The organism is Nocardioides sp. 503 (genome assembly GCF_004522095.1).
GTDB lineage: Bacteria > Actinomycetota > Actinomycetes > Propionibacteriales > Nocardioidaceae > Nocardioides.
Window position 1 is genome coordinate 1 of sequence record NZ_SPUI01000004.1, and the last position, 25,430, is coordinate 25,430.

The 25,430-nt window shown below is 73.2% G+C and carries 27 protein-coding genes; 16 read left to right on the top strand and 11 right to left on the bottom strand.

What is annotated here, in order from left to right:
* The first annotated feature begins 401 nt into the window (after positions 1-401).
* Positions 402-1,544 carry a hypothetical protein gene (locus E4622_RS13805; RefSeq protein WP_134740832.1) on the top strand — a complete coding sequence of 381 codons (1,143 nt, stop codon included), beginning with the start codon at positions 402-404 and terminating at the stop codon, positions 1,542-1,544.
* A 38-nt stretch (positions 1,545-1,582) separates the two neighbouring features.
* The gene (locus E4622_RS13810) at positions 1,583-2,626 is read left to right on the top strand and encodes a serine/threonine-protein kinase (protein WP_167736088.1); all 1,044 of its coding nucleotides are present in this window, start codon (positions 1,583-1,585) and stop codon (positions 2,624-2,626) included.
* A gap of 215 nt (positions 2,627-2,841) precedes the next feature.
* On the opposite strand, the gene E4622_RS13815 is transcribed toward E4622_RS13810, so the two are convergent.
* Both E4622_RS13815 and E4622_RS13820 read right to left on the bottom strand, forming a co-directional pair.
* Positions 2,842-4,005, bottom strand: a complete 1,164-nt coding sequence (locus tag E4622_RS13815) for an acyl-CoA dehydrogenase family protein (RefSeq protein WP_134740834.1) — start codon at positions 4,003-4,005, stop codon at positions 2,842-2,844.
* Between the two features lie 24 nt (positions 4,006-4,029).
* Positions 4,030-4,878, bottom strand: coding sequence for a 3-hydroxybutyryl-CoA dehydrogenase (locus tag E4622_RS13820; protein WP_134740835.1), 849 nt, complete (start codon positions 4,876-4,878; stop codon positions 4,030-4,032).
* Positions 4,879-4,953: 75 nt separating this feature from the next.
* On the opposite strand from E4622_RS13820, the gene E4622_RS13825 reads away from it, so the two are divergent.
* The 9 genes from E4622_RS13825 to E4622_RS13865 are packed head-to-tail and all read left to right on the top strand — an operon-like array spanning position 4,954 to position 12,375.
* Positions 4,954-5,700 (top strand): TetR/AcrR family transcriptional regulator, encoded by a 747-nt coding sequence (locus tag E4622_RS13825; RefSeq protein WP_134740836.1) that lies wholly within the window; start codon positions 4,954-4,956, stop codon positions 5,698-5,700.
* On the top strand, positions 5,697-6,119 hold the full coding sequence (locus E4622_RS13830; protein WP_134740837.1) for a CoA-binding protein: 423 nt from the start codon (positions 5,697-5,699) through the stop codon (positions 6,117-6,119). The genes E4622_RS13825 and E4622_RS13830 overlap by 4 nt, the downstream gene beginning before the upstream one ends.
* Complete coding sequence (locus tag E4622_RS13835) at positions 6,104-6,697, top strand: DUF998 domain-containing protein (protein WP_134740838.1); 594 nt, start codon at positions 6,104-6,106, stop codon at positions 6,695-6,697. Before E4622_RS13830 ends, E4622_RS13835 begins: the two co-directional genes overlap by 16 nt.
* A 53-nt stretch (positions 6,698-6,750) precedes the next feature.
* Complete coding sequence (locus E4622_RS13840) at positions 6,751-7,374, top strand: M15 family metallopeptidase (RefSeq protein ID WP_134740839.1); 624 nt, start codon at positions 6,751-6,753, stop codon at positions 7,372-7,374.
* Positions 7,375-7,423: 49 nt separating this feature from the next.
* Complete coding sequence (alr, locus tag E4622_RS13845) at positions 7,424-8,542, top strand: alanine racemase (protein WP_245156026.1); 1,119 nt, start codon at positions 7,424-7,426, stop codon at positions 8,540-8,542.
* Positions 8,539-9,501, top strand: coding sequence for a D-alanine--D-alanine ligase (locus E4622_RS13850; protein ID WP_134740840.1), 963 nt, complete (start codon positions 8,539-8,541; stop codon positions 9,499-9,501). The genes alr and E4622_RS13850 overlap by 4 nt, the downstream gene beginning before the upstream one ends.
* Positions 9,492-10,478: an acyltransferase gene (locus tag E4622_RS13855; RefSeq protein ID WP_209021948.1), complete on the top strand. Its 987-nt coding sequence runs from the start codon at positions 9,492-9,494 to the stop codon at positions 10,476-10,478. The genes E4622_RS13850 and E4622_RS13855 overlap by 10 nt, the downstream gene beginning before the upstream one ends.
* The gene (locus E4622_RS13860; protein WP_134740841.1) at positions 10,475-11,707 is read left to right on the top strand and encodes a histidine kinase; all 1,233 of its coding nucleotides are present in this window, start codon (positions 10,475-10,477) and stop codon (positions 11,705-11,707) included. Before E4622_RS13855 ends, E4622_RS13860 begins: the two co-directional genes overlap by 4 nt.
* Positions 11,677-12,375, top strand: coding sequence for a response regulator transcription factor (locus E4622_RS13865; RefSeq protein ID WP_245156027.1), 699 nt, complete (start codon positions 11,677-11,679; stop codon positions 12,373-12,375). Before E4622_RS13860 ends, E4622_RS13865 begins: the two co-directional genes overlap by 31 nt.
* Here the strand turns inward: E4622_RS13865 and E4622_RS13870 are convergent.
* The 7 genes from E4622_RS13870 to E4622_RS13900 form a co-directional block, all read right to left on the bottom strand.
* Entirely contained in the window at positions 12,365-13,516 is a 1,152-nt protein-coding gene (locus E4622_RS13870) for a heparan-alpha-glucosaminide N-acetyltransferase domain-containing protein (RefSeq protein ID WP_348537009.1), read from the bottom strand. The two genes, E4622_RS13865 and E4622_RS13870, sit on opposite strands and share 11 nt — an antisense overlap.
* Positions 13,513-14,031 carry a 5-(carboxyamino)imidazole ribonucleotide mutase gene (gene purE, locus E4622_RS13875; RefSeq protein WP_134740843.1) on the bottom strand — a complete coding sequence of 173 codons (519 nt, stop codon included), beginning with the start codon at positions 14,029-14,031 and terminating at the stop codon, positions 13,513-13,515. The genes E4622_RS13870 and purE overlap by 4 nt, the downstream gene beginning before the upstream one ends.
* A 1-nt stretch (position 14,032) precedes the next feature.
* Positions 14,033-15,190 carry a 5-(carboxyamino)imidazole ribonucleotide synthase gene (locus tag E4622_RS13880; RefSeq protein WP_134740844.1) on the bottom strand — a complete coding sequence of 386 codons (1,158 nt, stop codon included), beginning with the start codon at positions 15,188-15,190 and terminating at the stop codon, positions 14,033-14,035.
* A 19-nt stretch (positions 15,191-15,209) separates the two neighbouring features.
* Positions 15,210-15,524 carry a winged helix-turn-helix domain-containing protein gene (locus tag E4622_RS13885; RefSeq protein WP_134740845.1) on the bottom strand — a complete coding sequence of 105 codons (315 nt, stop codon included), beginning with the start codon at positions 15,522-15,524 and terminating at the stop codon, positions 15,210-15,212.
* A gap of 93 nt (positions 15,525-15,617) precedes the next feature.
* A complete protein-coding gene (locus E4622_RS13890) occupies positions 15,618-16,592 on the bottom strand; it encodes an adenylate/guanylate cyclase domain-containing protein (protein ID WP_134740846.1) in 975 nt (324 codons plus the stop codon).
* A 21-nt stretch (positions 16,593-16,613) separates the two neighbouring features.
* On the bottom strand, positions 16,614-17,120 hold the full coding sequence (locus E4622_RS13895; RefSeq protein WP_134740847.1) for a PH domain-containing protein: 507 nt from the start codon (positions 17,118-17,120) through the stop codon (positions 16,614-16,616).
* Between the two features lie 12 nt (positions 17,121-17,132).
* The gene (locus E4622_RS13900) at positions 17,133-17,951 is read right to left on the bottom strand and encodes a biotin--[acetyl-CoA-carboxylase] ligase (RefSeq protein WP_245156028.1); all 819 of its coding nucleotides are present in this window, start codon (positions 17,949-17,951) and stop codon (positions 17,133-17,135) included.
* 59 nt (positions 17,952-18,010) lie between these two features.
* Between E4622_RS13900 and E4622_RS13905 the strand changes: the two genes are divergently transcribed.
* Positions 18,011-19,669, top strand: coding sequence for an acyl-CoA carboxylase subunit beta (locus tag E4622_RS13905; RefSeq protein ID WP_134740849.1), 1,659 nt, complete (start codon positions 18,011-18,013; stop codon positions 19,667-19,669).
* Positions 19,669-19,929: an acyl-CoA carboxylase subunit epsilon gene (locus E4622_RS13910; RefSeq protein ID WP_134740850.1), complete on the top strand. Its 261-nt coding sequence runs from the start codon at positions 19,669-19,671 to the stop codon at positions 19,927-19,929. Before E4622_RS13905 ends, E4622_RS13910 begins: the two co-directional genes overlap by 1 nt.
* 108 nt (positions 19,930-20,037) lie before the next feature.
* Here the strand turns inward: E4622_RS13910 and E4622_RS13915 are convergent, their stop codons facing one another.
* The gene (locus E4622_RS13915; RefSeq protein ID WP_134740851.1) at positions 20,038-20,985 is read right to left on the bottom strand and encodes a type IV toxin-antitoxin system AbiEi family antitoxin domain-containing protein; all 948 of its coding nucleotides are present in this window, start codon (positions 20,983-20,985) and stop codon (positions 20,038-20,040) included.
* A 241-nt stretch (positions 20,986-21,226) separates the two neighbouring features.
* Between E4622_RS13915 and E4622_RS13920 the strand changes: the two genes are divergently transcribed.
* The 3 genes from E4622_RS13920 (at position 21,227) to E4622_RS13930 (ending at position 24,209) form a co-directional block, all read left to right on the top strand.
* Entirely contained in the window at positions 21,227-21,859 is a 633-nt protein-coding gene (locus E4622_RS13920; protein WP_134740852.1) for a Maf family protein, read from the top strand.
* A gap of 143 nt (positions 21,860-22,002) precedes the next feature.
* Positions 22,003-23,493 carry a glycosyltransferase family 2 protein gene (locus E4622_RS13925; protein WP_134740853.1) on the top strand — a complete coding sequence of 497 codons (1,491 nt, stop codon included), beginning with the start codon at positions 22,003-22,005 and terminating at the stop codon, positions 23,491-23,493.
* Complete coding sequence (locus tag E4622_RS13930; protein WP_134740854.1) at positions 23,490-24,209, top strand: hypothetical protein; 720 nt, start codon at positions 23,490-23,492, stop codon at positions 24,207-24,209. The genes E4622_RS13925 and E4622_RS13930 overlap by 4 nt, the downstream gene beginning before the upstream one ends.
* A gap of 58 nt (positions 24,210-24,267) precedes the next feature.
* Here the strand turns inward: E4622_RS13930 and E4622_RS13935 are convergent, their stop codons facing one another.
* Complete coding sequence (locus E4622_RS13935; RefSeq protein WP_134740855.1) at positions 24,268-25,413, bottom strand: response regulator transcription factor; 1,146 nt, start codon at positions 25,411-25,413, stop codon at positions 24,268-24,270.
* Between the last annotated feature and the right edge of the window lie 17 nt (positions 25,414-25,430).

The following is a 25,430-nucleotide window of genomic DNA, read 5'->3' on the forward strand; positions in this document are numbered from 1 at the left end:
CCGATTTTACTTTCAGCCCTCTGGGTGGGGTGGTTTCGAGGCTCGCTGCGCTCGCACCTCAACCACCGAGGTCGGCGTCGTGGGTTGAGGAGGTTGCGCAGCAACCGTCTCGAAACCCCAGCGACCAAGAAGCCGGCGACGGCGCGCCCCCACCGCCCACCTCGTCCCCGTCAATGCCAGAGACCGCGACCCCCGCGGCGCCGCACGCGACCACCGATTGACGCGAGGAGGCGACCAGAGGTGCGGGGGTCTCGACGTTCGCTCGTCGCTGGCGCTCCTCACTGCTCGACCACCGGTGCGCGGTTACCCGGGCGCGGACCGGGAAGGAGTCGGGGACAACAAAGCGGCGCGGTCGGGCGTCAGACAGTCGTCCCAGCAACGCACTCGGAAGGGAACGTCCCGTGAACCGCACCCTCGTCACCGCCCTCGCCGTCGCCGCCATCATCGGCACCACCGTCGGAGGCGTCACGGCCGTGCAGGTGGCCGGCGACGACGACAACCCGTCCGGGGCCGCCGGGTCCCCCACGTCGTCCGGCTCGTCGCCGGCCTCCCCGTCGAAGAGCTCCACGCCCCCGTCGGCGACGCCGCAGGCCTCCGAGTCACCCGCGGCGTCGCCGGACGACGTCCTCTGGGCCACGCAGCGGGTGCTCCACGACGGCGACCGGGAGGTGCGGATCAACCTCGTCGACGCCCCCGCGGAGCTCCACCGCATCCAGGACGGCTGGCTCGTGACGACCAGGTCGAGCCCCCAGGAGCCGGCCTTCGAGGCGTTCACCGTCCGGGCGGACGGGTCGGTCACGCACCTGGCCGACACGTTCCTCAACGGCGACGTCAACGCCGACGGCACCAGGTACGTCGCCATGCGTCAGGACGCCAAGGGCTACGGCGTCTGGGACGTCACCACTGGCGAGGAGGTCGCCCTCCTCGACGAGCGGCCGGCGCCGGGCTCTTTCCCCAGCGGCGGCGCCGCCTTCGAGGACGACGGCGCGACGGTGCTGACGCGGTGGGGCTCGCGCGACGGCGGCGACCTCATCCTCTCGGTGCGGGTCTCCAGCGGTGAGTCGTCCGTCGCCGGCGACGGCCTCGTCGGCGCCTGGACCGCCTCCCCCGACGGCAGCTACCTCGCGGGCACCGCCGCCGACGCCCGCGACGCGGAGACCGGCAACAGCCAGTGCCTCGACGTGGCGCCCACGGACGCCCCGGACCGCAGGCTGACCGACTGCGGGCACGCCTTCGTCGGCACCCCCTCCTTCAGCCCGAGCGGCGACCTCGTGCTCGCCGCGGCCGCGCCGGTGGAGGGCTTCGGCCCCGGGATCTTCCGGGCCATCAGCGTCGAGACCGGCGTGCCGGTAGGCGAGATCACGAGCCCCGACGCCTCCCTCGAGGCCCGGCTCGTGGACGACCGGCGGGCCGTGGTGCTGGCCGCCGGGAACCTCACCGGCGACGGCACCGTCGTCTACCTCTGCGAGCTAGACGGCGCCTGCAAGGAGGCGGGCCGCAGCTCCGACGCCGCCGAGTCAGCCGTCCTCGGCGAGGTCAGGTGACCGGCCTGGCCGTGGCCGCCTCTGGCACGATGTCGGCCGTGTCCCTCCCCGAGCGTCTCGGCCGGCTGAGCCGCGTGCGCCGCCTGGGGGCCGGCGGCTTCGCCACGGTCTGGCTCTACCGGGACGAAGAGCTGCGCTCGTACGTCGCCGTCAAGGCGCTCGCCGACAACTGGGCGCAGCGGCACGACGTCCACGCCCGCTTCCTGGAGGAGGCGCGCATCCTGCGCGCCGCAGACTCCGACCACGTGGTGCGCGTCCACGACATCGGCGACCACGACGGCACGCCGTACTTCGTCATGACCTACGCCGACCGCGGGTCGCTCGACGAGGTGCTGGAGGAGGGCGTCCCCCTGCCCCCGGGCACGGTGCTGATGCTCGTCGACCAGGCCGCCGCCGGGCTGGCCGTGCTGCACGACCGCGGCGTCGTCCACCGCGACGTCAAGCCGCAGAACCTCCTCCTGCGCGGACCGGGCGCTCCCGACCCGGACGCACCTCCGCCGACCCGTGCCGACCTCCTGGACAGCCGGGTGCTGGTGGCCGACCTCGGGGTCGCCAAGGCGCTGGTCAACGCCAGCGGGCTGACGCAGGTCGTCGGCACCCCGGCCTACATGGCGCCCGAGCAGGCGCTCGGCGAGGGCCTCGACGTGCGTGCGGACGTCTACTCGCTGGGGGCCGTCGCCTACCAGGCGCTGACGGGACGGCTGCCGCGGGACCACGGCTTCGACTCCCGCGACGGCGGACCGCCGCCCGCGCTGCCGTCCGCCCTGGCGCCCCTCCCGCGGGCCGTCGACGAGGTGCTCCTGCGCGCCGTCCACCGGCAGCCCGAGGAGCGCTGGCCCGACGTCCTGTCGTTCGCGGCCGCGCTGCGGTCGGCCGTCGACGACCCCGCGGCCTCCTCGGCGAGCCCGCCGACCACCACGGCGCTGCGTCCCGCGCAGGCTGTGGTCTCAGGCCGGTCCGCCACACCAGCGGCCACGCCGGAACGCAGCGGGATGTCCCCGCTGCTCGTCGTCCTCCTCGTGCTTGCGGTGCTGGCCGCCACCTTCGGCGCGTCCTTCGCCGCCGTCACGCTGCTCCGCTGACGGGGCAGCGAGTCGTTCACCGTTCGTCCCTCGGACGGCGTGGTGTCGAGATGGGACTTCGCCCCTCATCAACCACCAGGTCGACCCCGGCGGTCGAGCAGCGAGCGCCAGCGAGCGCACGTCGAGACCCCCGCACCCGACCGCCTGCCTCGTCCTGCGGGGTCTCGACGCGCGCTCGTCGCTGGCGCTCCTCGCTGCTCGACCACCGCGGAGGACTACAGCTGGGACTGGACTCCGGCGAGGAGCTGGCGGGCCATGACGATGCGCTGGACCTGGTTGGTGCCCTCGTAGATCTGGGTGATCTTGGCGTCGCGCATCATGCGCTCGACGGGGTAGTCGCGGGTGTAGCCGTAGCCGCCGAGGACCTGGACGGCGTTGGTGGTGACCTCCATGGCGACGTCGGAGGCGAAGCACTTGGCGGCGGCGCCGAAGAAGGTGAGGTCGGGGTCGTTGCGCTCGGAGCGGCCGGCGGCGGCGTACGTCATCTGGCGGGCGGCCTCGACCTTCATGCCCATGTCGGCGAGCAGGAACTGCAGGCCCTGGAAGTCCGAGATCGGCTTGCCGAACTGCTGGCGCTCCTTGGCGTAGCCGAGGGCGAAGTCGAGCGCACCCTGGGCCACCCCGACCGCCTGGGCTGCGATGGTGACGCGCGTGTGGTCGAGGGTGCGCATGGCGGTCTCGAAGCCGGTGCCCTCGGCGCCGATGATGCGGTCGCCGGGGATCCGCACGCGGTCGAGGTAGACCTCACGGGTGGGCGATCCCTTGATGCCGAGCTTCTTCTCGGGGGCGCCGAAGGACACGCCCTCGTCGGACTTCTCCACGACGAACGCCGAGATGCCGCGCGAGCGTGACTCGGGGTCGGTGACGGCGAGGACGGTGTAGTACTCGCTGACGCCGGCGTTGGTGATCCAGCGCTTCACGCCGTCCAGGACCCAGTCGTCGCCGTCGCGCACGGCGCGGGTCTTCATCGAGACCGCGTCGGAGCCGGCGTCGGGCTCGGAGAGGCAGTAGGAGAAGCCCCCCTCGCCGCGGGCGAGCTGGCCGAGGTACTTCTGCTTGAGCTCCTCGGAGCCGGCCAGCTGCACCGGCAGCGAGCCGAGCTTGTTGACGGCCGGGATCAGCGAGGAGGACACGCACACGCGGGCGACCTCCTCGATCACCAGCACGGTCGCGAGCGCGTCGGCACCGGCGCCGCCGTAGGCCTCCGGCACGTGGGGTGCGTGGAAGTCGGATGCGAGCAGGGCGGCCGCGGCCTCCTCGGGGTAGCGGGCGTCCTCGTCCACCGCGGCGGCGTACGGCGCCACCTTGGCCTCCGCGACGGCGCGGACGGCCTCGCGGATGGCGCGGTGCTCCTCGGACAGCGTGTACATGTCGGTCATCTCAGGTCTCCCCCCGGCGGTGGATCAGTAGTCGTAGAAGCCGCGGCCGGACTTGCGGCCGAGCAGGCCCGCGTCGACCATGCGCGCCAGCAGCGGCGGCGGGGCGTAGAGCGGCTCCTTGAACTCCTCGTAGAGCGACTCGGCCACCGCCTTGGTGGTGTCGAGGCCGATCAGGTCGGCCAGGGCGAGCGGGCCCTGCGGGTGCGCGGCGCCGAGCACGAGGCCGCGGTCGATGTCGGCGGCCGTGGCGAAGCCCGACTCGAGCATCCGGATCGCCGAGAGGATGAACGGGATCAGCAGCGAGTTGACGACGAAGCCCGCGCGGTCCTGGCAGTCGATCGCCTGCTTGCCCAGCGAGCCCTCCACGAACGAGCGTGCCCGCTCGGTGGTCTCGGGGGCGGTGAGCAGGCTCGGCACCAGCTCGACCAGCGCCAGCACCGGCACGGGGTTGAAGAAGTGGATGCCCATCACCTGCTGCGGGCGGCTGGTCACCACGCCCAGCTTCATGATCGGGATGGAGGAGGTGTTGGAGGCGAGGATCGCGTCGGGCGACTCGACGATCCGGTCGAGCTCGCGGAACAGCGCCACCTTGGCGGCCTCGTCCTCGACGATGGCCTCGACCACGAGGTCGCGGTCGGCCAGGGCGGAGAGGTCGGTCTCGACGCGGACCCGTGCCAGCACGTCCTCGGCGGAGTCGATCTTGCCGCGCTCGGCGGCGCGGTGCAGGGAGCGCTCGAGGCGCTCGCGACCGGCCGTGGCGGCACCCTCGTTGGCCTCGACGACGACGACGTCGAGCCCCGCTCGGGCCGAGACCTCGACGATGCCGCTGCCCATGAGCCCGAAGCCCACCACGCCCACACGACTCACGCTCATGCCATCTCCTCTGGTACGGGGTTCCACAGATATGGTACTCAGTACCATCGAGCGAGCGAAGGAGGGTCCACGCCAGTGACCGGCTCACCCACGGAGCAGCGGCTGCGCGCCGCGGCGTTCGAGCTCTTCGAGCAGCAGGGGTACGACGCCACGACGGTCGAGTCGATCGCCGAGCGCGCCGGCGTCGGGCGCACCACCTTCTTCCGGGCGTTCGGGTCGAAGGAGGACGTGATCTTCCCCGACCACACCGACGTGCTGGCCCGGGTCCGTCAGCGCCTCGCCGCGTCCTCGGCGGCCGAGACCCCCGCCGCGGTCACCGAGGCGGCGCGCCTGGTCCTGCGGCGCTACCTCGACGAGGGCGACCTGGCGCGGGCCCGCTACCGGCTGACGCGCACCATCCCCGCGCTGCGCTCGCGCGAGATCGCCCACCTGCAGCAGTACCAGCAGGAGTTCCGCGACCACATCCGGCGCTGGACCGGCGAGGAGCCCGGCGCCGACCTGCGTGCCGAGCTGATGGCCTCCTCGGTCGTCGTGGCCCACAACCACGTGCTGCGACGCTGGCTGCGCGGTCTCACCGAGGACCCCGAGCGGGAGTTCGACGCCGCCATGGCGCAGGTGCTGCGCACGCACGCACCGTCAGCCCCGACCGAGATCGCCGGTGACGACGCCGGCGCCGGCGCCGGCGCCCGCGGGACGACGGTCGTCGTGCTCCGCAGCCCGGTCGACGCCGACGCGGTGCTGCCGGCCCTGCGCCGCGCCCTCGCCCAGGCCGAGGGGTCCGAGGGGAATGGGCCGGCGACCGGCCCGGTTCTCACCTCATGACCTCCTGGCAGGACCCCGAGTCCGTCCGACTCATGCTCGACGACCTCGAGACCTGGGCGGTGGTGGGCCTCTCCGGCGACCCGAGCCGCACGGCGTACTCCATCGCCGAGCTGCTCCAGCAGCGCGGCAAGCGGATCGTCCCGATCCACCCGTCCGCCGCCGGGCCCGACGGGCTCACGGTGCTGGGCGAGCAGGGCTACGCGTCGCTGGCGGACGTGCCGTTCCCGATCGACGTGGTCGACGTGTTCCGCCGCTCGGAGTCGGCGGGCGAGTTCGCCGACCAGGCCGTGGCCGTGGGCGCCAAGGCGGTGTGGTTCCAGCTCGGGGTCGTCGACGAGGCGGCGTTCGAGCGCACGACCGCGGCCGGTGTCCCGATGGTGATGGACACCTGCCCCGCCATCGAGTGGCGCAAGCGCTGAGACGCCCGCTGAGGCGCCCCGTCGGCGCCGGGCTGCTGCTGCTCCAGCCCGTCGTCATCGCGATGCAGCTGCTGGTCGCGTCCCGCTGGCCGGGCTTCGACCACGTCCGCGACACCGTCAGCGACCTGGGCAGCCAGGCCTCCCCCGCCCACGTGCTGATGAACGTCGCCTTCGTGGTCGTCGGCGGCGCGCTGGCCGCGGGCGCGGTCCTGGCCGCGCCGGAGCTCGGCCGGACGCCGGCCGGGCTGCTGCTCGTCTCGGGCGTGGGCTCGCTCGCCGTGGGCCTGGCGCCGGTCGACACGGCCCCCGGCTGGCACTCGGCCGTGGCGCTGCCGGTCTTCGTGGCGCAGCCGCTCGCGCTCCTGCTCCTGGGCGCGCCGCGGCGCGGCTCCATGCTCGGCCGCGAGCTGCTCGTCGCCGGGCTGGTGGCGGCGGCCGGCTCGACGGCGTTCGCGATCACGCTCGCGCTGGACGCCCCCGGCGGCCTGGTCGAGCGGTTCGCGCTGTGGAGCTGTCACCTGGGCGTCGCGGTCGTCGGGTACGCCGTGCTGAGAGGTCTCCTCCTCGAGGACCGGTGATCGGCACCTGAGGGGGACGTGGGGGCACCTCCCCACTCCCTAGCGTCGTCAGCATGACGATCCTCCTCAGTGACCCGCGGGTCGCGGCGGTGCCGGTGCTCGACCTCGGGGAGCCGCTGGTGCCGCTCGACCAGACCCTCTCCCCCACCCGCCAGCTCGTCCGGCGCTCGCTCGCGGACCGGCTCGAGGTCGCCCACGACCTGCTGCCCGCCGGCATCGGCCTCCTGGTCGTCGAGGGCCACCGGCCGGTCGCCGTCCAGCGCGAGATCGTCGCGAGGTACGGCGCGCAGGTGCGCGCCGCCCACCCCGGCGTCTCGGAGGCCGAGGCCCACCGCCTCACCAGCCGCTTCGTCTCGCCCGTGGCCGTCGCCCCGCACGTGGCCGGCGCGGCGGTGGACCTGACCCTGGTCGACGCGTGCGGCGACCAGCTCGACCTCGGCACCGCGATCGACGCGACCCCCGAGCAGAGCGACGGCCGCTGCTACTTCGCCGCCGACGGCATCGGCGCCGACGCCCGCGCCCACCGCGCCCTGCTGGCCCGCGTGCTCGGCGACGTCGGCCTGGTCAACTACCCCACGGAGTGGTGGCACTGGAGCTTCGGCGACCGCTACTGGGCGCTGACCACCGGCGCCGCCCACGCCCTCTACGGCCCCGTCGACGTCCCGGTCGCAGCATGAACACCCCACGAGAAGACTCGCTCCGCTCGCTTCCCGCGGGGACCCCGGCATGAGCGCCCTGGCGATGCCGCTGGCCGCCCCGGCCCACGGTCACGGCCCGTCCCTGTCGGTCGACCTCGCCGCGGTCGCCGCCAACACCCGCCTCTTCGCCGCGCGCACCGAGGGTGCGCTCATGGCGGTCGTCAAGGCCGACGGCTTCGGCCACGGCGCCGTCGACGTGGCGCGCACCGCGCTGGCCAACGGCGCCTCGTGGCTGGGCGTCACCAGCATCGACGAGGCCCTCCCGCTGCGCTCCGCCGGCCTGCGGGCACCGGTGCTGAGCTGGCTCAACCCCGTCGACGCCGACTTCGGCACGGCCATCGCCTCGCGCATCGACGTGGCCGTGCCGAGCCGCGAGCACCTCGACGCGGTCACCCGCGCCGGCGTCGGCGCCCGGATCCACCTCCAGCTCGACACCGGCATGGCCCGCGACGGCGCCTCGCCGTCGGCCTGGCCCGCGCTGTGCCGCGCGGCCCGCCACGCCGAGCGGCTGGGGCAGGTCAGCGTCGTGGGCGTCATGGGCCACCTCGGCTGCGCCGACGTCCCGGACGACCCGGCCAACGCCGCCGGCCGCACCCGCTTCGCCTGGGGCCTCGAGGTCGCCCGCTCCAGCGGGCTGCGCCCGCCGCTGCGCCACCTCGCCGCGACCGCGGCCACCCTGACCGACCCGCTCAGCCACCACACGATGAGCCGCGTCGGCGCCGGCCTGGTCGGCATCGACCCGTCCGGCTCGACCCGGCTCTCCGCCGCGATGACGCTCACGGCACCCGTCGTCGGCGTGCGCCGGGTCCGGGCCGGCACCCCGGTCGGCTACGGGCACGACTGGACCGCGGCCCGCGCCACCAACCTGGTCCTGCTGCCCCTGGGGTACGCCGACGGGCTGCCGCGCGCCACCGGCGGGCGCGCCCAGGTGCTGCTGCGCGGACGGCGCTGCCCGGTCGTGGGCCGGGTCTCGATGGACCAGGTCGTGGTCGACGTGGGCAGCGACGTGGTCGCCGTCGGCGAGACCGCGGTCGTCTTCGGGCCCGGGCGCGGTGGCGAGCCCACCGTCGCGGAGTGGGCCGCGTGGGCCGACACGATCGAGCACGAGATCGTCACCGGCATCGGCCGCCGGGTGGTCCGGTCATGACCGCCCGGACCAGGGTCGCCGTCATCGGCGGCGGCCGCAGCTGCGAGCACGAGGTGTCCCTGGCCTCCGCAGCCTCCGCCGCGGCTGCGCTCGACCCGAGCGACTACGACGTGGTCGCCCTGACCATCGACCCGCACGGCACCTGGCTCGACGCCGGCGGTCGGCCGATCGGCCTGGCCGGTGCGGCCCACGTGCTGCGCGGCTGCGACGTCGTGCTGCCGGTCGTCCACGGACCGCACGGCGAGGACGGCACCCTCGCGGCGCTGTGCGAGCTGGCCGGCCTGCCCTACGTCGGCTCCGGCGTCAGCGCGGGCGCCCTGGCGATGCACAAGTGGGTGACCAAGCTCGTCGCCGACGCAGTGGGGGTCATGACGGCACCTGGCGTGCTGCTGACCGCCGCGACGGCACCGACGTACCTCTGGACGCACCCGGTCGTCGTCAAGCCGGTCGCCGCAGGCTCCAGCCACGGCGTCAGCCTCGTCGAGCGGCCCGAGCAGCTCGACGCCGCGCTGACCGCCGCCCTGGCCGTCGACGACCGGGTGCTGGTGGAGGACCTGCTCGTCGGCCGCGAGGTCGACATCGCGGTGGTCGCACGTCCCGACGGCTCGCGGCTGCTCTCGCCGCCGCTGGAGATCGTCGTGGACGGGCTGTTCGACCACGACGCCAAGTACGGCGGCACCGCCGACTTCCGGATCCCCGCCAACCTCACCGAGGCCGAGGGCAAGGCCGTGGCCGACGCCGCGCTGGCGGTGTTCGACGCGCTGGGCTGTCGCGGGGTCGCTCGCGTGGACTTCTTCCTGACCGACGCGGGCGTCGTGCTCAACGAGGTCAACACCATGCCGGGCTTCACCGAGCACTCCCAGGTCCCGCGGATGTACGCCGCCGCCGGGCTCGACTACCCCGCGCTGCTCGACCTGCTGGTCCGCGACGCGCTCGAGCTCGCGACGCCGTGCGCATAGCTGGGATCGACCTCCTGCGCGGCATCGCCGTCGGGCTGGTCATGCTGCGCCACGCCTTCCCCGAGCCCTTCGAGGGAGCCGGCGTCGTCGGGGTCGTGATGTTCTTCGCGCTGTCGGGCTACCTCATCACCGGCGTGCTCGCCGGCGAGCTGGAGCGCGACGGCCGCGTCGACCTCGGCCGCTTCTACCGCCGCCGGGCGCGTCGGCTCGTCCCCGCGCTGCTGTTCCTCGTGGCCGGCGTCGTGGTCGTCACGCTGCTGCTCGACCCCCTGGGCGACCGCGACGAGCTGCTCAAGACCGTGCTCGTGGCGCTCACCTGGACCGGCAACCTGCCCTTCGGCCACGCCAGCGACGCGACGTTCCACCTGTGGACCCTGGCGACCGAGGAGCAGTTCTACCTCGTCTGGCCGGCCCTGCTGGCCCTCGCGTCCGCCCGGCGCCGGGTGGGCGCGGCGCTGGTCCTCACCGCCGCCGCCTGCCTGCTGGCCTGCGTGGCGAGCCTGGTGTGGCTGGGCGACGACCCCGACCTCGCCTACAGCCTGCCGACCTCGTGGGCGGTGTGCTTCGTCATCGGCGCCGCCGCCCGGCTCCACGCCGACCGGCTCACGCTGCCGACCTGGGCGGCGCCCGCGGCGCTGGCGGGACTGGCGGCCCTGAGCGTGGTTCCATTGCGTGGTCATGCGCTCACCTACCTGGCGGGAGGCCCGGCCATCGCTGCCCTGACCGCCGTGCTGCTCGTCTCCTGGCGCACCTGGACGCGGGTCGACGCGCCGGCGCTCACCGCCCTGGTGTGGCTCGGCACCGTGTCCTACGGCGCCTACCTGTGGAACTACCCGCTCACCCTCTGGCTGCGCCCGCACCTCGACCTCGCCGGCCCGGTCGCGGCGGCGCTCACGCTCGTCCTCGCGGCGGTGAGCTGGTACGCCGTCGAGCGGCCCACCCAACGCCGCCCGGCTGCCGTCCCGGTGGCGACGTGACCGACGGACGTCGCTGGCTGCCGGACCTCGGCGCCGGCCTGGTCGTCCTGCTCCTCGGTCTGCTTGAGGTGGCCAACCGGGACGACTTCATGTCCACGACCAACGGGCTCACGGTCGTCGCGGTGGGCATGGCCGGGGCCGTGACCCTGAGCCGCCACGCGCCGGCCGCGTCCCTCGGCCTGGTCTGGCTCATCGGCGTGCTGCAGGTCGTCAACGGCATCGAGCTGATGCTGGTCGAGCTGACCATCGGGGTCGTCGCCTTCGGCTGCGCCCGGTGGGGCTCGACGCTGACCGTGTGGGTCAGCGTCCTGTCGATCCCGGCCGCCGCCGTCATCGCCGTCGTCTACGTCGGCATCAACGGGCTCGACGGGATCGTCGAGGGTGCGGGCTTCGAGCAGGTCATCGAGGACCGCTACGCCTACGGCGACACCTGGCAGGTGGCCGCCGCCGTCGTCGGCATGGCCCTGCTGGGGGTGCCCTGGCTGGCGGGGCTGACGCTCCGGTTCGTCGCCCGCGCGCAGGCCTCGCGCGCCTCCCAGGAGTACGCCGAGGAGGAGGCCGCACAGGCCGTGCAGGAGTCCGAGCAGGCCCGTGAGATCGCCCGGCTGCGTGAGGAGCAGACCCGCCTGGCCCGCGACGTCCACGACGTCGTCGGCCACTCCCTGGCGGTGATCCTCGCCCAGGCCGAGTCGGCGCAGTACCTCAGCGACGTCGACACCCAGAAGCTCAAGGTCACCATGGAGAACATCGCCACCTCCGCGCGCTCCTCCCTCCAGGACGTGCGCCAGGTCCTGACGCCCGCCGACCGCGCCGAGCCCCTGCGCAGCGCCGAGCTCGACGAGCTCATCGCGGGCGTGCGGGCCAGCGGGCACGAGGTCGTCTCGAGCGAGGTCGGCACGGTGCAGCCGCTGCCGCCGGAGCTGGAGGTGGTGGCCTTCCGGGTGCTGCAGGAGATGCTCACCAACGCGATCCGCCACGGCCGCCGCGACGAGCCGGTGTTCGTGGAGCGGCACTGGCCCGACGGCAGCTGGGTCGGCGAGCTGCGCATCGAGGTGCGCAACGTCGTCGACACCGACGGCGAGGAGACGCCCCCGGGCCAGGGGCTCGACGGCATGCGACGCCGGCTGGAGTCGGTCGGGGGCCGCCTCGACGTACGCCGCCGGGCGGCCACCGAGGGCGAGACGTTCACGGTCACCGCGTGGGTGCCGGTGCGGGCGGGCAGCTCGTGACCGGCGGGGCGCCGATCCGGGTGCTGCTCGTCGACGACCAGGACCTCTTCCGCGAGGGGGTGTCGGTGATCGTCGACGCCCAGGAGGGCATGGAGGTGGTCGGCCAGGCCGGCGACGGGCTCGAGGCCGTGCGCCTGGTCGGCGAGCTCGCGCCGGACGTCGTGCTCATGGACATCCGGATGCCCGAGATGGACGGCGTCGAGGCGACCCGCCAGATCTTCCTGCCCGAGCGCGTCGCGACCCGCGAGCGGCCGGTGCGGGTGGTGGTGCTGACGACGTTCAACCTCGACGACCGGGCCGCGACCGCCATCCGCTACGGCGCCAGCGGCTTCCTGCTCAAGGACACCACGCCGGTCCTGCTGCGCGAGGCGATCCGCACGGTCCACGCCGGCAACGCCGTCCTGGCGCCGCAGGACCTCTCGACGCTGCTCGAGGGACAGTTCCGCGCGCAGCGGCCGGTGCCGACGGCCTACCTCGGACTCACCGAGAAGGAGCGCGAGGTGTTCGCCGCCGTCGCGCGCGGGCTGTCCAACACCGAGATCGCGGCGCTGGTCTTCGCCGGCGAGTCGACGGTCAAGACCCACGTGGGAGCCATCCTGCGCAAGCTGGGCCTGCGCGACCGGGTGCAGATCGTGGTCTTCGCCCACGAGCACGGCCTCACCGCCTGACGAGGTCACCCACCCGGTCGGAGGCCGCGCCGACCAGCCGCTCGACGGGTCCTCGGCGGCCGAGGGCGACGAACCCGGCCCCGATCGCCAGGAGCACCAGCGCGTGCGGCACGAACGCGTCGTCGTCGGGAGGCCACAGCGCCTCGGTGCGGAGCAGGACGTGCAGGCTGTAGAGGGTCAGCGTCATGGTGCCCGCGCCGAACACGATCGCCACCACCCGCTCCGCGACGTCGCCCAGCAGCCCGACCACCAGCAGGCACGACCCGACCACCAGCAGCGCCGTCCCGGTCGTGTGTGCCAGGTCGAACGGCGTCGAGCTGTGCGGCGCCACGACCAGGAGCCAGTCCCAGCTCCCGCCGACCGGAGTCCCGCCGTACATGCTGGGCTCGGTGGCGCGCCTCAGCTCCTCGGCTCCCCCGGTCCGCCCCAGCTCCTCGAGCAGTCCCCCCGCGACGCCGGGACGGGCGAGGAGCAGGCGGGACCCGACGACGGCCAGGGCGGCGAGCACGGCGCCGGCACCGGCCAGCCCCAGCTGCACGGCTCGCCGCGACAGGTCCAGGCGGCCGATGCCGAGGCCGACGAGCAGGTAGGCCAGCCAGGGCAGCACCGGGTAGTAGCCGGTCAGCGCCAGCTCGCCGAGCAGCCGGCCCGGGTCGGCGAGCTGCGCGAACGTCGGGCTGTCGAAGCCGCGCGGCGCGAGCTCGGGCCGCACCACCTGCGAGACGACCGGCGCCAGCACCAGCCACCCGGCTCCCAGCGCGAGTGCCGCCGGAGCGCGGAGCCCCACGAACGCCAGCCCGCACAGGAACAGCAGGCCGTAGTAGGTCAGGATCACCGCGAGCCCCGAGTCGGCCAGGCCCAGCAGCAGCCCGAGCGCCGCCACCAGCAGCGCCCGGACCGCCAGGCCCGCGGAGCGCGCGGCCCGCTCCCGGCCGGCCACCGGCCTCCGGCCTCCGGTCATCAGCGCGAGGCTCACCCCGGCGAGGACCGCGAAGAGGGCCGAGGCCCGCCCGCCGGGCAGCCACTGGCCGATCGCCAGGCGGCCGTCGGGACCGTGGTCGTCCGCGACGTGTGTCGCGACCATGCCGAGCAGCGCCACGCACCGCGCGACGTCGAGGCCGACCAGACGGGTAGGGCTCAGAAGCCGACCTTGCGAGGGCCTCCGCTGCGGACCGCCTCGCCCTTGGCCTGCGCGGTGCTCCGGAGCTCCGCCTGGAAGTCGACCATCCGCTGCTGGAGCGCCGGGTCGCCGGCGGCCAGGATGCGCACGGCCAGCAGGCCGGCGTTGCGCGCGTTGCCGATCGCGACCGCGGCCACCGGGACCCCTGCGGGCATCTGCACGATGGAGAGCAGCGAGTCCATGCCGTCGAGGTACTTCAGCGGCACCGGCACCCCGATCACCGGCAGCGGCGTCACGGCGGCGAGCATGCCGGGCAGGTGGGCGGCGCCACCGGCGCCGGCGATGACCACCGAGAGCCCGCGTCCGGCGGCGTCCTTGCCGTAGGCCAGCATCTCCTCGGGCATCCGGTGCGCGGACACGACGTCGGCCTCGTAGGCCACGTCGAACTCCGCCAGCGCGTCGGCCGCCTGCTTCATCACCGGCCAGTCGGAGTCCGAGCCCATGACGATCCCGACGCGTGCCTGCTGCTCAGCCATCTCATTCACTCTCGTTGCCGAGGTCGCCGCGGAACCACGCGGCGGCGTGCCGCGCGCGCTCCAGGCAGTCCTCGAGATCGTCGCCGTAGGCGTTGACGTGGCCGACCTTGCGGCCGGGGCGCAGCTCCTTGCCGTACAGGTGCACGCGCAGGCGCGGGTCGCGGGCCAGCGCGTGCGGGAAGCCGTCGTAGAGCCGCCCGACCTGGTCGTCGGGGCCGCCGAGGATGTTGACCATCACCGTCCAGCGCGCCCGCGGCTCGGGCGAGCCGAGCGGCAGGTCCATCACGGCGCGCAGGTGGTTCTCGAACTGCGAGGTCACCGCGCCGTCCTGGGTCCAGTGGCCGGTGTTGTGCGGCCGCATCGCCAGCTCGTTGACCAGGATCCGGCCGTCGCGGGTCTCGAACAGCTCGACCGCCAGCACGCCGACGACGTCGAGGGCGCCGGCCACCGTGAGCGCGACCTGCTGGGCCTGCCCGGCGAGCTCGGGCGAGAGGTCCGGGGCGGGCGCGACCACCTCGTGGCAGATGCCGTCCTTCTGGGTCGAGGCGACCACGGCGTACGCCGCCGCCTGGCCGCTCGGCGAGCGCGCGACGAGCGCGGAGAGCTCGCGGTGGAAGTCGACGCGCTCCTCGGCCAGCAGCGCGACGCCGGTCTCGGCGGCGACGCGGAACGGCTCGGCGCAGTCGTCGGCCGTCTCGACGAACCAGACGCCCTTGCCGTCGTAGCCGCCGCGGGTCGTCTTCAGCACGCACGGAAGGCCGAACGCGACGACCTCCTCCACCGAGGCGACCAGCGCGTTGCGCGGGCACGGCACGCCCAGCTCGGCCAGGCGGGCGCGCATGACGCCCTTGTCCTGGGCGTGCACGAGGGCGTCCGGGCCGGGGCGCACGGCGATCCCGGCGTCCTGGAGGGCATGGAGGTGCTCGGTGGGGACGTGCTCGTGGTCGAAGGTGACCGCCGCACAGCCCTCGGTGACCTGCAGCAGGGTGTCGATGTCGCGGTAGTCGCCCACGAGCTGGTCGGGGATCACCTGGGCGGCGGAGACGCCGTCGGCCTCGGCCAGCAGGCGGAGGGGCAGCCCCAGGGCGATCGCGGGCTGAGCCATCATCCGGGCGAGCTGGCCGCCACCGATGACCGCGAGGGTCGGAGCGAGTGCCACGCGACAACCCTAGCCAGTCCTAGTCGGCCGGGCGCTCGCCGGTCTCGAAGCGCAGGCCGCGGCCGCGGACGGTGGTGACCAGGTGCGGGGCCCGCGGGTCGTCGCCGAGCTTGCGGCGCACCCATCCCAGGTGGACGTCGATGGTCTTCGAGGAGGTCCAGAAGGTCGTCCCCCAGACGTCGCGCATCAGCTCGTCGCGGGTGACGACCTCGCCGGCCCGCGCGATCAGCGCGTGGAGCAGGTCGAACTCCTTGCGCGACAGCACGACCTCCTGGGCGCCGCACCAGGCGCGCCGGCTCTCGGGGTCCAGCCGCACCCCCTGCACGTCGAACACCTGCCCACGGTAGGGAGTCGCGACCCGGGGGCGTGGTCGGATCGGCGCAAACTTGTCCGACCGGACTAGTCCGGCTCCCGCCGGCGGACCGTCTCAGTGACGGCGTACGGCGACCGGCTCGACCAGCCCGAAGCCCCGCACGGGTCGCGCCGGGAGCCGCCGGGTGTCGAACTGGTCGGTCGGCAGGAGCGCGGCGGTGGCCGCGTCGATGATGATCCGGTTGCGCCGGGCGACCGCGGTCAGCCGGGCCGCCATGTTGACCGGAGGCCCGAACACGTCGCCGAGCCGCATCACCACCGACCCGCTCGCGAGGCCGACCCGGACGTCGGGCATCCGGGCGTCACGCCCGATGACGTTGATGATCCCCTCGGCGGTGTCGTAGGCCGCGACGGGATCGGTGTTCACGAACAGCACCGAGTCGCCCAGGCTCTTGATGACACGACCGCGCTGCGTGGCGATGACGTCGGCGCAGCGGGACTCGAAGAGCTCGACGAGGTCTCCCACCTTGTCGCGCGAGATCTGGTTGGAGAGCGCGGTGAAGCCGACGATGTCGGCGAAGCCCACCGACACCTCGGTGGTGTGCAGGTCCTCCTCGTTGGCGCTGAGGGCCTGCATGCGGACCACGGCGGCGGCCAGGTGGCGGCGCCAGGAGTAGATGAGCAGCGACTCGAACGGGTCGGTGAGGTCCTCGATGAGGCGCAGCGCGGAGCCGACGCGGGTGCCGGTCGCGTCGTCGCCGGCCTCCAGCTCCTCGACGCGGTGCACGAGCGCGCCGACCTCCCAGTCGGCCAGCCGGGCCATCGTCTGACCCATGGCGCGCGTGAGGTTGACGGCGAGGTCGAAGTCGAAGAGCCCGGACTCGATGGCGTGGACCAGCGTGGAGACGGCCTCGACGTCGGCGCCGTTGAACGCGCGCTCGGCGCCGTGCTCGGGGAAGCCCAGGGCGCGCCACAGCCGCCGGACCTGGTCGAGGGACACGCCGGCCTCGGCCGCGACATCGGCGGCGTTGAGGTGCGGCTCCTCGCGCAGGATCGCCCGCTCGAGGGAGTCCTCGTCCGCCTCAGCCATCAGTCGGGGCCTGCTCGCCGGTCAGTGGCCCTCTTCGAGGTTCGCGGCGCCGCCGTGGAGCTCGTGCAGCAGCTCGTTGAGGCGGCGCTGGGTGTCCTCGACGCGGGGGATGTCGGGCAGCAGCACCTGGCCGTGGGTGCTCGCGTCGCTGATGACCAGCGTGCCGCAGCCCAGCATCCGGTCGATCAGGCCCAGCTCGTAGGCCACGTCGCTGATGCGCGAGAGCGGGATGTCGTGGCCCTTGCGGGTGATGATCCCGTGGCGGGTGATGAGGCGGCGGTTGGTGATCGTGTAGGAGGCCATCATCCAGTCGAGGGTCGGCCACACGACGAACCACAGGATCCCGATCACGGCGATCGCCCACACGACGAGGCGCGCGGTCGAGTTGTCGACCAGCACCTGGAAGGCGACGCCCGCCGCCAGCAGGACCACGAGGGCCAGCAGCGGGACGAGCAGCGCCTTGGGGTGCGTGCGCGTGCTGACGACGATCCGCTCGCCGGGGTTCAGCAGCTTCTGGGAGATGACCACGGACGGATCATGTCACTGATCGACGGGTCGCACGTGGACGACGTCGCCGGCGGCGACGTACTGCGTGCCGTCGAGGCTCTCGACCACCAGCCGGCCGCCGGGGTCGACGCCGGTGGCCCGACCGAGGAGGGCCGAGCCGTCGGGCAGGTCGACGCGGACGTCCTGACCGACCGTCACGCAGGCCGCGGCGTAGGACTCGGCCAGGCGCAGCCCGGTGTGGTCGCCGCCGGCCTGCCAGGCGTCGTAGGCCTCGCGCAGGGTGGTGAGCACCGAGAGCAGGACGTCGGTGCGGTCCGGCTCCGTGCCGGACTCGATGGCCAGCGAGGTGGCGGTCGGCACCGGCAGCTCAGCCTCTGTCATGCCGACGTTGAGGCCGACGCCGACGACGGCCGCAGGCCCCTGCGGGGTCTCGATGCGCTCGATGAGGATGCCCGCGACCTTCTTCTCGCCGATCAGCACGTCGTTGGGCCACTTCACGCCGGCGTCGTAGCCCTGCGCCTTGAGCGCCTTGTCCACCGCGTAGCCGGTGAGCAGCGGCAGCCACGGCCAGGATCGGGTGGGGGCGCTGGGGCGAAGCACCAGGGAGAAGGTCAGCGCGCTGCCGCGCGGGGTCTCCCAGGTGCGGTCGAGGCGGCCGCGACCGCCGGTCTGGTGGTCCGCGACCACGACGTAGCCGTCGGCCGCGCCGGCCTGCGCACGCTCGACGGCCACCGCGTTGGTGGACGGAACCGCGTCGAGGACCTCGATCGAGACGTCCGCGATCACGTCGGGCGTGAGACCGGTCAGGCGGCTGCTGTCGAGGGGTGGGCGCACGCCCTGGTCCGAAGTCACGGGCACTACCCTGTCGCAGCAGACGCGGCGAGGCCAGCCGAACCGTCGAAACAGGAGAGATGCGCGTGAGCACACAGCCAGGAGAAGGCACCGAGATCCCCGCTGAGGAGACCGGCATCGACATCCACACCACCGCCGGCAAGCTCGCGGACCTGGACCGTCGCCTCGACGAGGCCGTGCACGCAGGCTCCGCCAAGGCGGTCGAGAAGCAGCACGCCAAGGGCCGCCAGACCGCGCGCGAGCGCATCGAGCAGCTCTTCGACGAGGGCTCGTTCGTCGAGCTGGACGAGCTCGCGCGGCACCGGTCGACGGCGTTCGGGCTGGAGAGGACGCGGCCCTACGGCGACGGCGTCATCACCGGCTACGGCACCATCGACGGGCGCCAGGTGTGCGTGTTCTCCCAGGACTTCACCGTCTTCGGCGGCTCGCTGGGCGAGGTCTACGGCGAGAAGATCACCAAGGTCATGGACCTGGCGATGCGCACCGGCTGCCCGATCATCGGCATCAACGAGGGCGCCGGCGCCCGCATCCAGGAGGGCGTGGTCTCCCTCGGCCTCTACGGCGAGATCTTCCGCCGCAACGTGCACGCCTCCGGCGTGATCCCGCAGATCAGCCTGATCATGGGCAACTGCGCCGGCGGGCACGTCTACTCCCCCGCGGTCACCGACTTCACGATCATGGTCGACAAGACCTCCGCGATGTTCATCACCGGTCCCGACGTCATCAAGACCGTCACCGGCGAGGACGTCTCGATGGAGGACCTCGGCGGCGCGCGCGCCCACAACACCAAGTCCGGCAACGCCCACTACATGGGTGCCGACGAGCAGGACGCCCTGGAGTACACCAAGGCGCTGCTGTCCTACCTGCCGCAGAACAACCTCGACGACGCGCCGGTCTACGACGAGGACCCGGACATGTCGGTGACCGACCTGGACCGCTCGCTGGACGTGCTGATCCCCGACTCCCCCAACCAGCCCTACGACATGCACGACGTGATCACCGCGGTCCTGGACCCCGACGGCGACGAGCCCGGCGAGTTCCTCGAGGTGATGCCGCTCTTCGCCCCCAACATCATCATCGGCTACGGCCGGGTCGAGGGCCGCTCGGTCGGCGTCGTGGCCAACCAGCCGATGCAGTTCGCCGGCACCCTCGACATCGACGCCTCCGAGAAGGCCGCACGCTTCGTGCGCACCTGCGACGCCTTCAACATCCCGGTCCTGACCTTCGTCGACGTGCCGGGCTTCCTGCCCGGCACCGACCAGGAGTGGAACGGCATCATCCGCCGCGGCGCCAAGCTCATCTACGCCTACGCCGAGGCCACCGTCCCGCTGGTCACCGTGATCACCCGCAAGGCCTACGGCGGCGCCTACGACGTCATGGGCTCCAAGCACCTCGGCGCCGACATCAACGTCGCCTGGCCCACCGCCCAGATCGCCGTCATGGGCGCCCAGGGCGCCGCCAACATCGTGCACCGCAAGGAGCTCGCCAAGATCGCCGACGACGGCGGCTCCCCCGAGCAGGTCGAGGCGCGCCGCGCCGAGCTGATCGACGAGTACGAGACCACGCTGGCCAACCCCTACATCGCCGCCGAGCGCGGCTACGTCGACGCCGTCATCAGCCCCCACGAGACGCGCATCGAGATCATCCGCGCGCTGCGCCTCCTGCGCTCCAAGCGCGCCACGCTGCCGGCCAAGAAGCACGGGAACATCCCGCTCTGATGGCCGACACCAGCGAGCCCACCGAGGCGACCGGGCCCACCGGGCCCGACGCCGCCCCGGCGCGCCCCCTCCTGCGGGTCGTCGGCAGCGACGCCACGCCCGAGGAGATCGCCGCGCTGGTCGCCGTGCTCTCCGCCCTCGGCGGGGACGCCCCACCCGCCCCCCGGCGTACGTCCGAGTGGTCGGCGCCCCACCGCAGCCTGCGCCGTACCTTCCCGCACGGCCCCGGCGCCTGGCGCAGCAGCGGTCTTCCGCGCTGACGCGCGGCGACGTTTCCCCAAGGTATGCAGGGGAGACGTCACTTCCCACGACGTACAACCCCCGGGAAGTGACGGTCCACCGAGGGAAGTGGGCGATGGGTACGCCGCTCAGCTGGCCATCCGCAGCCCGCGGCGTACCCGCGCCGCAGTGAGCCGAGGCCGGTCGAGGTCGTCCCAGACCAGCCGGACCATGCCGAAGCCGGTGGTCTCGCGCAGCAGGTCCTCACGCTGCTTCTCCGCGAAGACGACGTCGCCCGGCTCGAGCCCGGGCTTGACCAGGCGGCCGTACTTGATCCTCCCGTCGAACTCGCCCAGCAGCCCGTGCTCGGGCCAGGCCCAGTCGCAGGTGCCGAGCAGCGTGCCCTCCGCGTCGTGCACCTCGAACTGCGTCTCCGGGCGCGGCAGGTGAGCGGCCCAGAACAGGTAGCGCCCCAGGGTCTCCCCCGGTGACTGCGCGCCGCCGTCGGCCAGGCGGACGGGCACCTGCATGGACTGCATGAAGGGCCAGCGCTCCATGGCCGCGAACTGGCTCAGCAGGGCGTCGTGGGTCGCCAGCCCGCGGGCGAGCAGCGAGTCGAGCGGCACCAGCCGGGCGGCGCCGTCGGCGCGCGAACCGGCCTCGAGCACGCACCGCTCGGGCCGCAGGACCAGGCTCCCGCCGACCTCCCGGACGTCGCCGTCGACGCAGACGCCCTCGTGGTGCACGACGTCGCCCTCGATCCGCCCGGCGCCGCCGTCGAGGCGGGTGACGTGCACGCGTGACAGGTCGTGCCCCCAGACCGCGACGTCGTGCGCGACGGCGCCCGACACGTGGCTGAGCGCGACCACCGAGCCGTGGGAGTGCAGGACGGCCAGGCTCAGGACGCGGTGCCGCCCGACGTCGTCCAGGTCCGCCCAGGTGTCGCGGAAGACGAAGTAGCCCCTCCGGAACCGGTGCCACCTGCCGTAGCGCACCTCCCGGCCGATCGCGCGGTCGCTGTAGCCCACGTCGTGCGCCTGCGCGGTCGTGAAGAAGCCGTGCCACTCCTCCATCGCGCGCAGGGGGTCCAGGTCCATGGCACGAGCCTGGCGCCGTACGTCGATCCTCGCCGGCGTCCGCCGTACGCCTGGGGACGGTGCCCGTCGGACAGACCCCTGTGCACGGAGAGCGGCGTGGGGCGACGGCGGCCCGGCCGCACATCCCTCGCCGGAGCGTCACTTCCCGTGCGATGCACACCGAGGGAAGTGACGGCTCGGGTGCATACCTTGGGGAAACGCCGCCCGCCGCCACCCGCCGGCGGGGCCGTAGGGTCGGCCCGTGCCCTCCTTCGTCCTCGCGTCGGCCTCGCCGGCGCGGCTCGCCACGCTGCGCAGCGCCGGCGTCGAGCCCGTGGTGATCGTGTCCGGTGTCGACGAGTCGCAGCTCGAGGGGCTGCCGCCCGCGGAGCTGGCGCTGCAGCTGGCCGAGCTCAAGTGCGCGGCGGTGGCGGCGCGCGACGACCTGCCCGCCGAAGCGCTCGTGCTCGGCTGCGACTCGGTGCTGGAGCTGGACGGTGAGGCGCACGGCAAGCCGGCCGACGCCCCCGAGGCCGTACGCCGCTGGCGCGCCATGCGCGGCCGCGCCGGGGTGCTCCACACCGGCCACTGCCTGCGCGAGGCCGGCTCGGGCCGGGTCGCGGCGGCGGCCGCGTCCACGACCGTGCACTTCGCCGACGTGAGCGACGAGGAGATCGACGCCTACGTCGCGACCGGCGAGCCCCTGCACGTCGCCGGTGCCTTCACCGTCGACGGGCTGGGCGGGGCCTTCGTGACCGGCATCGAGGGCGACCACCACAACGTGGTCGGCGTGAGCCTGCCGCTGCTGCGCGAGCTGCTGGCCGAGCTCGGCGCCTCGTGGACCGACCTCTGGTCATCGACCGAAGAACCCTCCTCCGGGGCCCTTGAGGCGTAGGCTCCTGCCACCGGATGCGGACATCGGGCCGGCGGACATCTTGAGGGGATCTTGAGGATCGCCAGAGGTTGCCGCGGGGACGGTCTTGAGCGTGCTTGCGCACACTGGAGGCCGAACGCACCAGAACCGGAGGACCACCCCACGTGAACGCCGACAGCAGCGGGCAGGACACCCAGCCCACCACCACGGCCGACGGCATGCCCGTCGCAGACGACTACGTGCGCACCCCGGACCCCTACCTGGAGGCCTACGCCCACGAGTTCCTGGACGCGGTCGAGGAGCTCCCGACCTACCGCCCCACAGTCGGCTGCATCATCCCCGCCTACAACGAGGGCGAGACGATCTCCGGCGTCCTGGACTCGCTGCTCCAGCAGACCCGGCTGCCCGACGCGATCCACGTCATCATCAACAACTCCAGCGACGACTCCGTGGAGGTGGCGAGCCACTACGCCGGCCCCCACACGCGGATGACCGCCAGCGGCGAGCAGAGCACGGTCGTCTACGTCCACGACATCGGCAAGAACCCGGACAAGAAGGTCGGCGCGCTCAACTACGGCTACTCCCTCGTCGAGCACATGGACTTCCTCCTCGGTGTCGACGGCGACACGACGCCCGAGCCCGACTGCGTCGAGCAGCTCGTGGCCGAGATCTCCAGCGACGACCGCATCGGCGGCATCTCCGCGATCTACTCGATCGACGACAGCGCGCTCGACGGCCCCATGGCGAAGTTCCTCATCGCCGGCCAGCGCGCCCAGTTCTCCGCGTTCAACATGCAGAACCTCCTCAAGGGCCGCAACATGGCGGTGCTGGGCGGTCAGTTCTCGATCTTCCAGACCCAGGCCCTGCGCGACGTCATGCGCGAGAGCCACCAGCGCACCCCGTGGGTCAAGGACTCCGAGGTCGAGGACTCCCTGCTCTCGCTGCAGATCAAGAGCGCCGGCTACCTCACCAAGATCAGCGCCCGCGGCCGAGCCCACGTGGGCGGCATGACCACGCTGCGCTCCCTGGACGCCCAGCAGGTCAAGTGGAACTTCGGCGCCATCGACCTGATGTGGCCCGGCCAGCGCGGCGACACCAAGGGCCAGCCGCTGCACCCCAACCTGCGGCTGCGCTGGTTCGAGCACATGTCGATGGTCGTCAACATCACGACCCGGTTCATGTTCGGCATGCTGCTGATCGGGTCGGTGTGGATCAGCGCCTTCGTGTTCAGCCCGCTGTGGCTGATCCCGCCGTTCTCCGCGGTGCTGCTCAACTGGCGCGTGGCGCGCTCCATGGAGTTCGCCAACCGGCGTGACTACCTGTTCGCGATGCTGCTCGCGCCCGCCGAGGTCTACATGTGGATCCGCATGGGCCACTTCGTCCGCGCCTGGCTGAAGTTCTTCAGCAAGCAGCAGACCGACAACTGGGCCGCCCAGGCCAAGGCCGAGCGCGGGCAGGGCACCGCCTGGCTGATGCCCTTCGTCGCCGTGCTGGTGGTGTTCGTGGTGGCCGGCGCCATCTGGAGCCAGGTCCCGCTCGCGACCCAGTCCGACGCGCTCGCCACGGGGTGGCCCATCCTCGGCGTCATCACCGTGCTGCAGACTGCGTGGATGCTCATCAAGGGAAGCAAGCGCTACCGCGGGTTCAAGGCATGAGCGGCAACGTCGGGCGAGGAGCCCGCGCCACCGTCGCCGCCCTCACCCTGGCGCTCGCGCTGTCCGGCTGCTCGCTCCTCGAGGGCAAGGACGAGCCCGAGTCGGAGACCACGACCAGCCCCAGCGAGACGGCCGTCCAGAACGCCGTCGACTCGCAGTTCACCCGCGACGGCACCTTCCAGTCGCACATCGACGTCGACGGCGTGGACTTCGTCTACACGATGTACCCCACCAAGTCGACGCCGCGCACCAACGAGTGGTACCCCAAGGGCCAGAAGTTCTTCACCTTCACCTTCCAGGCCTACGACCTCGACCGCGGGCTGCGCGACAAGTTCTCGACCAAGCGCAAGGTCTACCTCGACCGGGTCCAGGTCCGCTCCACCACCATGACGGCGGCCGGCCCCGGGAGCGAGAGCCCCTACCGGCTCAACGTCTCGGCCCGCAAGGTCACCTTCGACCCCGAGCCGGTCGCGACCGACAAGGGCATGCTGATCACCTCGCCCAAGGGCTCCTTCGAGCTGCGCAACCAGAAGATCGGCGAGATGGCCGTCGAGACCCGGGGCGTGACCCTGGCGTTCAACGCGACCGTGTGGATCCAGGAGTCGGCCGGCAGCAGCAAGTTCTACCGCCGTCAGGTGCGCCAGTCGGTGCCGATCGCGATCTTCGAGTCCGACAAGCCCACCGTCGCGACGCCGATCCCGATCAACAGCAACTAGGTCGCGAGCCCCGGCCCCGCGACCTGCGGGGCCGAGCCTCGTCGCGTCGGTCGGTCGCTCAGACCTCGGCGAGGCGGTAGCCGACACCGCGCACGGTCTCGATGAACTTCGGGCTGGCCCCGTCGTCGCCGAGCTTGCGGCGCAGGTTGGTCATGTTGGCCTCGACCGAGCGCTTGTCGGCCTCGTTGACGAAGTACGACGTGACGTACTGCTGGCCGCGCATCGTCAGGACCAGGTCGGCCTTGCTGCGCACGCGGCGGCCGGTGCCGAGCAGCGAGGCGAGCAGGTCGAACTCGACCCGGGTGAGGTCGACGGCGCTGCCGCGGACGGCGACGACGCGGGTCTCCTGGTTGAGCGTGAGGCCGTTGAAGCGGATCGTCGAGCCCGCGATCGTGGGAGCCGAGCCGGAGACCGGCGGCGCCGCGGCGTAGACCACCGGCGCCGGCGCCGGCTCCGGAGCGGGGGCGGGTGTCGGGGCCACGGGGGCCGGGGCCGGGGGCTGCGCGACGGGGGCGGGAGCAGGAGCGGGGGCCGGCGCGGGAGCGGCGACCGGTGCTGCCGGAGCGGGGGCCGGAGCAGGCGCGGGCGCCGGAGCCGGGGCGGGCGCCGGCGGTGCCACCACGGGAGCCGGCGTGGGGGCAGGGGCCGGCGCAGGCCCCGGTGCCGGCGCCGAGGCAGGAGCGGCGCCCTGGCGCTCGCCTGCGGGAGGCAGGGGCACGCCGGCGGTGAGCTCGCGCGCCGCCTTGGCGGCCCAGGACTCCTCCTGGGGGGCCACGGGCGCCGCGGCCGGCGCCGGGGTCTCTGCGGGGCCGCTGGGGTGGTCCTGACGGGCGCGGGGGCGGCGCAGCATGGAGTCGGCGCGCGCGCGCAGCTCGCGAGGGCGGAACGGCTTGACGAGGTAGTCGTCGCCGCCGGCCTCGAAACCCTGCACCACGTCGATCTCGTCGCCCAGCGAGGTGATGAAGATCAGGTAGGTGTCGCTGAACTCGCGCAGCCGCTTGGCGGCCGCGAAACCGTCCATGCCGGGCATGTTGACGTCGAGAGTGGTGATCAGCGGGTTGTGGGTGCGGACCGCCTCCACACCGGCTGTCCCATCACCGACCACGACCGTGCTGAAGCCCGACTGGGTGAGCACGATGTCGATCAGGTCGCGCACGTCCGGATCGTCCTCGATGATGACCGCGGTCCACGTGTTGCCCGACATGCACCGCAGCCTATACG

What these genes read in the sequence shown, in the direction of transcription:
- E4622_RS13815 (WP_134740834.1), bottom strand. Translation starts at nt 4,005, where the DNA reads ATGACCGACATGTACACGCTGTCCGAGGAGCACCGCGCCATCCGCGAG.
- E4622_RS13820 (WP_134740835.1), bottom strand. Translation starts at nt 4,878, where the DNA reads ATGAGCGTGAGTCGTGTGGGCGTGGTGGGCTTCGGGCTCATGGGCAGC.
- E4622_RS13890 (WP_134740846.1), bottom strand. Translation starts at nt 16,592, where the DNA reads ATGGCTGAGGCGGACGAGGACTCCCTCGAGCGGGCGATCCTGCGCGAG.
- E4622_RS13910 (WP_134740850.1), top strand. Translation starts at nt 19,669, where the DNA reads ATGGCCGACACCAGCGAGCCCACCGAGGCGACCGGGCCCACCGGGCCC.
- E4622_RS13905 (WP_134740849.1), top strand. Translation starts at nt 18,011, where the DNA reads ATGCGCGTGAGCACACAGCCAGGAGAAGGCACCGAGATCCCCGCTGAG.
- E4622_RS13850 (WP_134740840.1), top strand. Translation starts at nt 8,539, where the DNA reads ATGACCGCCCGGACCAGGGTCGCCGTCATCGGCGGCGGCCGCAGCTGC.
- E4622_RS13840 (WP_134740839.1), top strand. Translation starts at nt 6,751, where the DNA reads ATGACGATCCTCCTCAGTGACCCGCGGGTCGCGGCGGTGCCGGTGCTC.
- E4622_RS13915 (WP_134740851.1), bottom strand. Translation starts at nt 20,985, where the DNA reads ATGGACCTGGACCCCCTGCGCGCGATGGAGGAGTGGCACGGCTTCTTC.
- E4622_RS13935 (WP_134740855.1), bottom strand. Translation starts at nt 25,413, where the DNA reads ATGTCGGGCAACACGTGGACCGCGGTCATCATCGAGGACGATCCGGAC.
- E4622_RS13930 (WP_134740854.1), top strand. Translation starts at nt 23,490, where the DNA reads ATGAGCGGCAACGTCGGGCGAGGAGCCCGCGCCACCGTCGCCGCCCTC.
- alr (WP_245156026.1), top strand. Translation starts at nt 7,424, where the DNA reads ATGAGCGCCCTGGCGATGCCGCTGGCCGCCCCGGCCCACGGTCACGGC.
- E4622_RS13830 (WP_134740837.1), top strand. Translation starts at nt 5,697, where the DNA reads ATGACCTCCTGGCAGGACCCCGAGTCCGTCCGACTCATGCTCGACGAC.
- purE (WP_134740843.1), bottom strand. Translation starts at nt 14,031, where the DNA reads ATGGCTGAGCAGCAGGCACGCGTCGGGATCGTCATGGGCTCGGACTCC.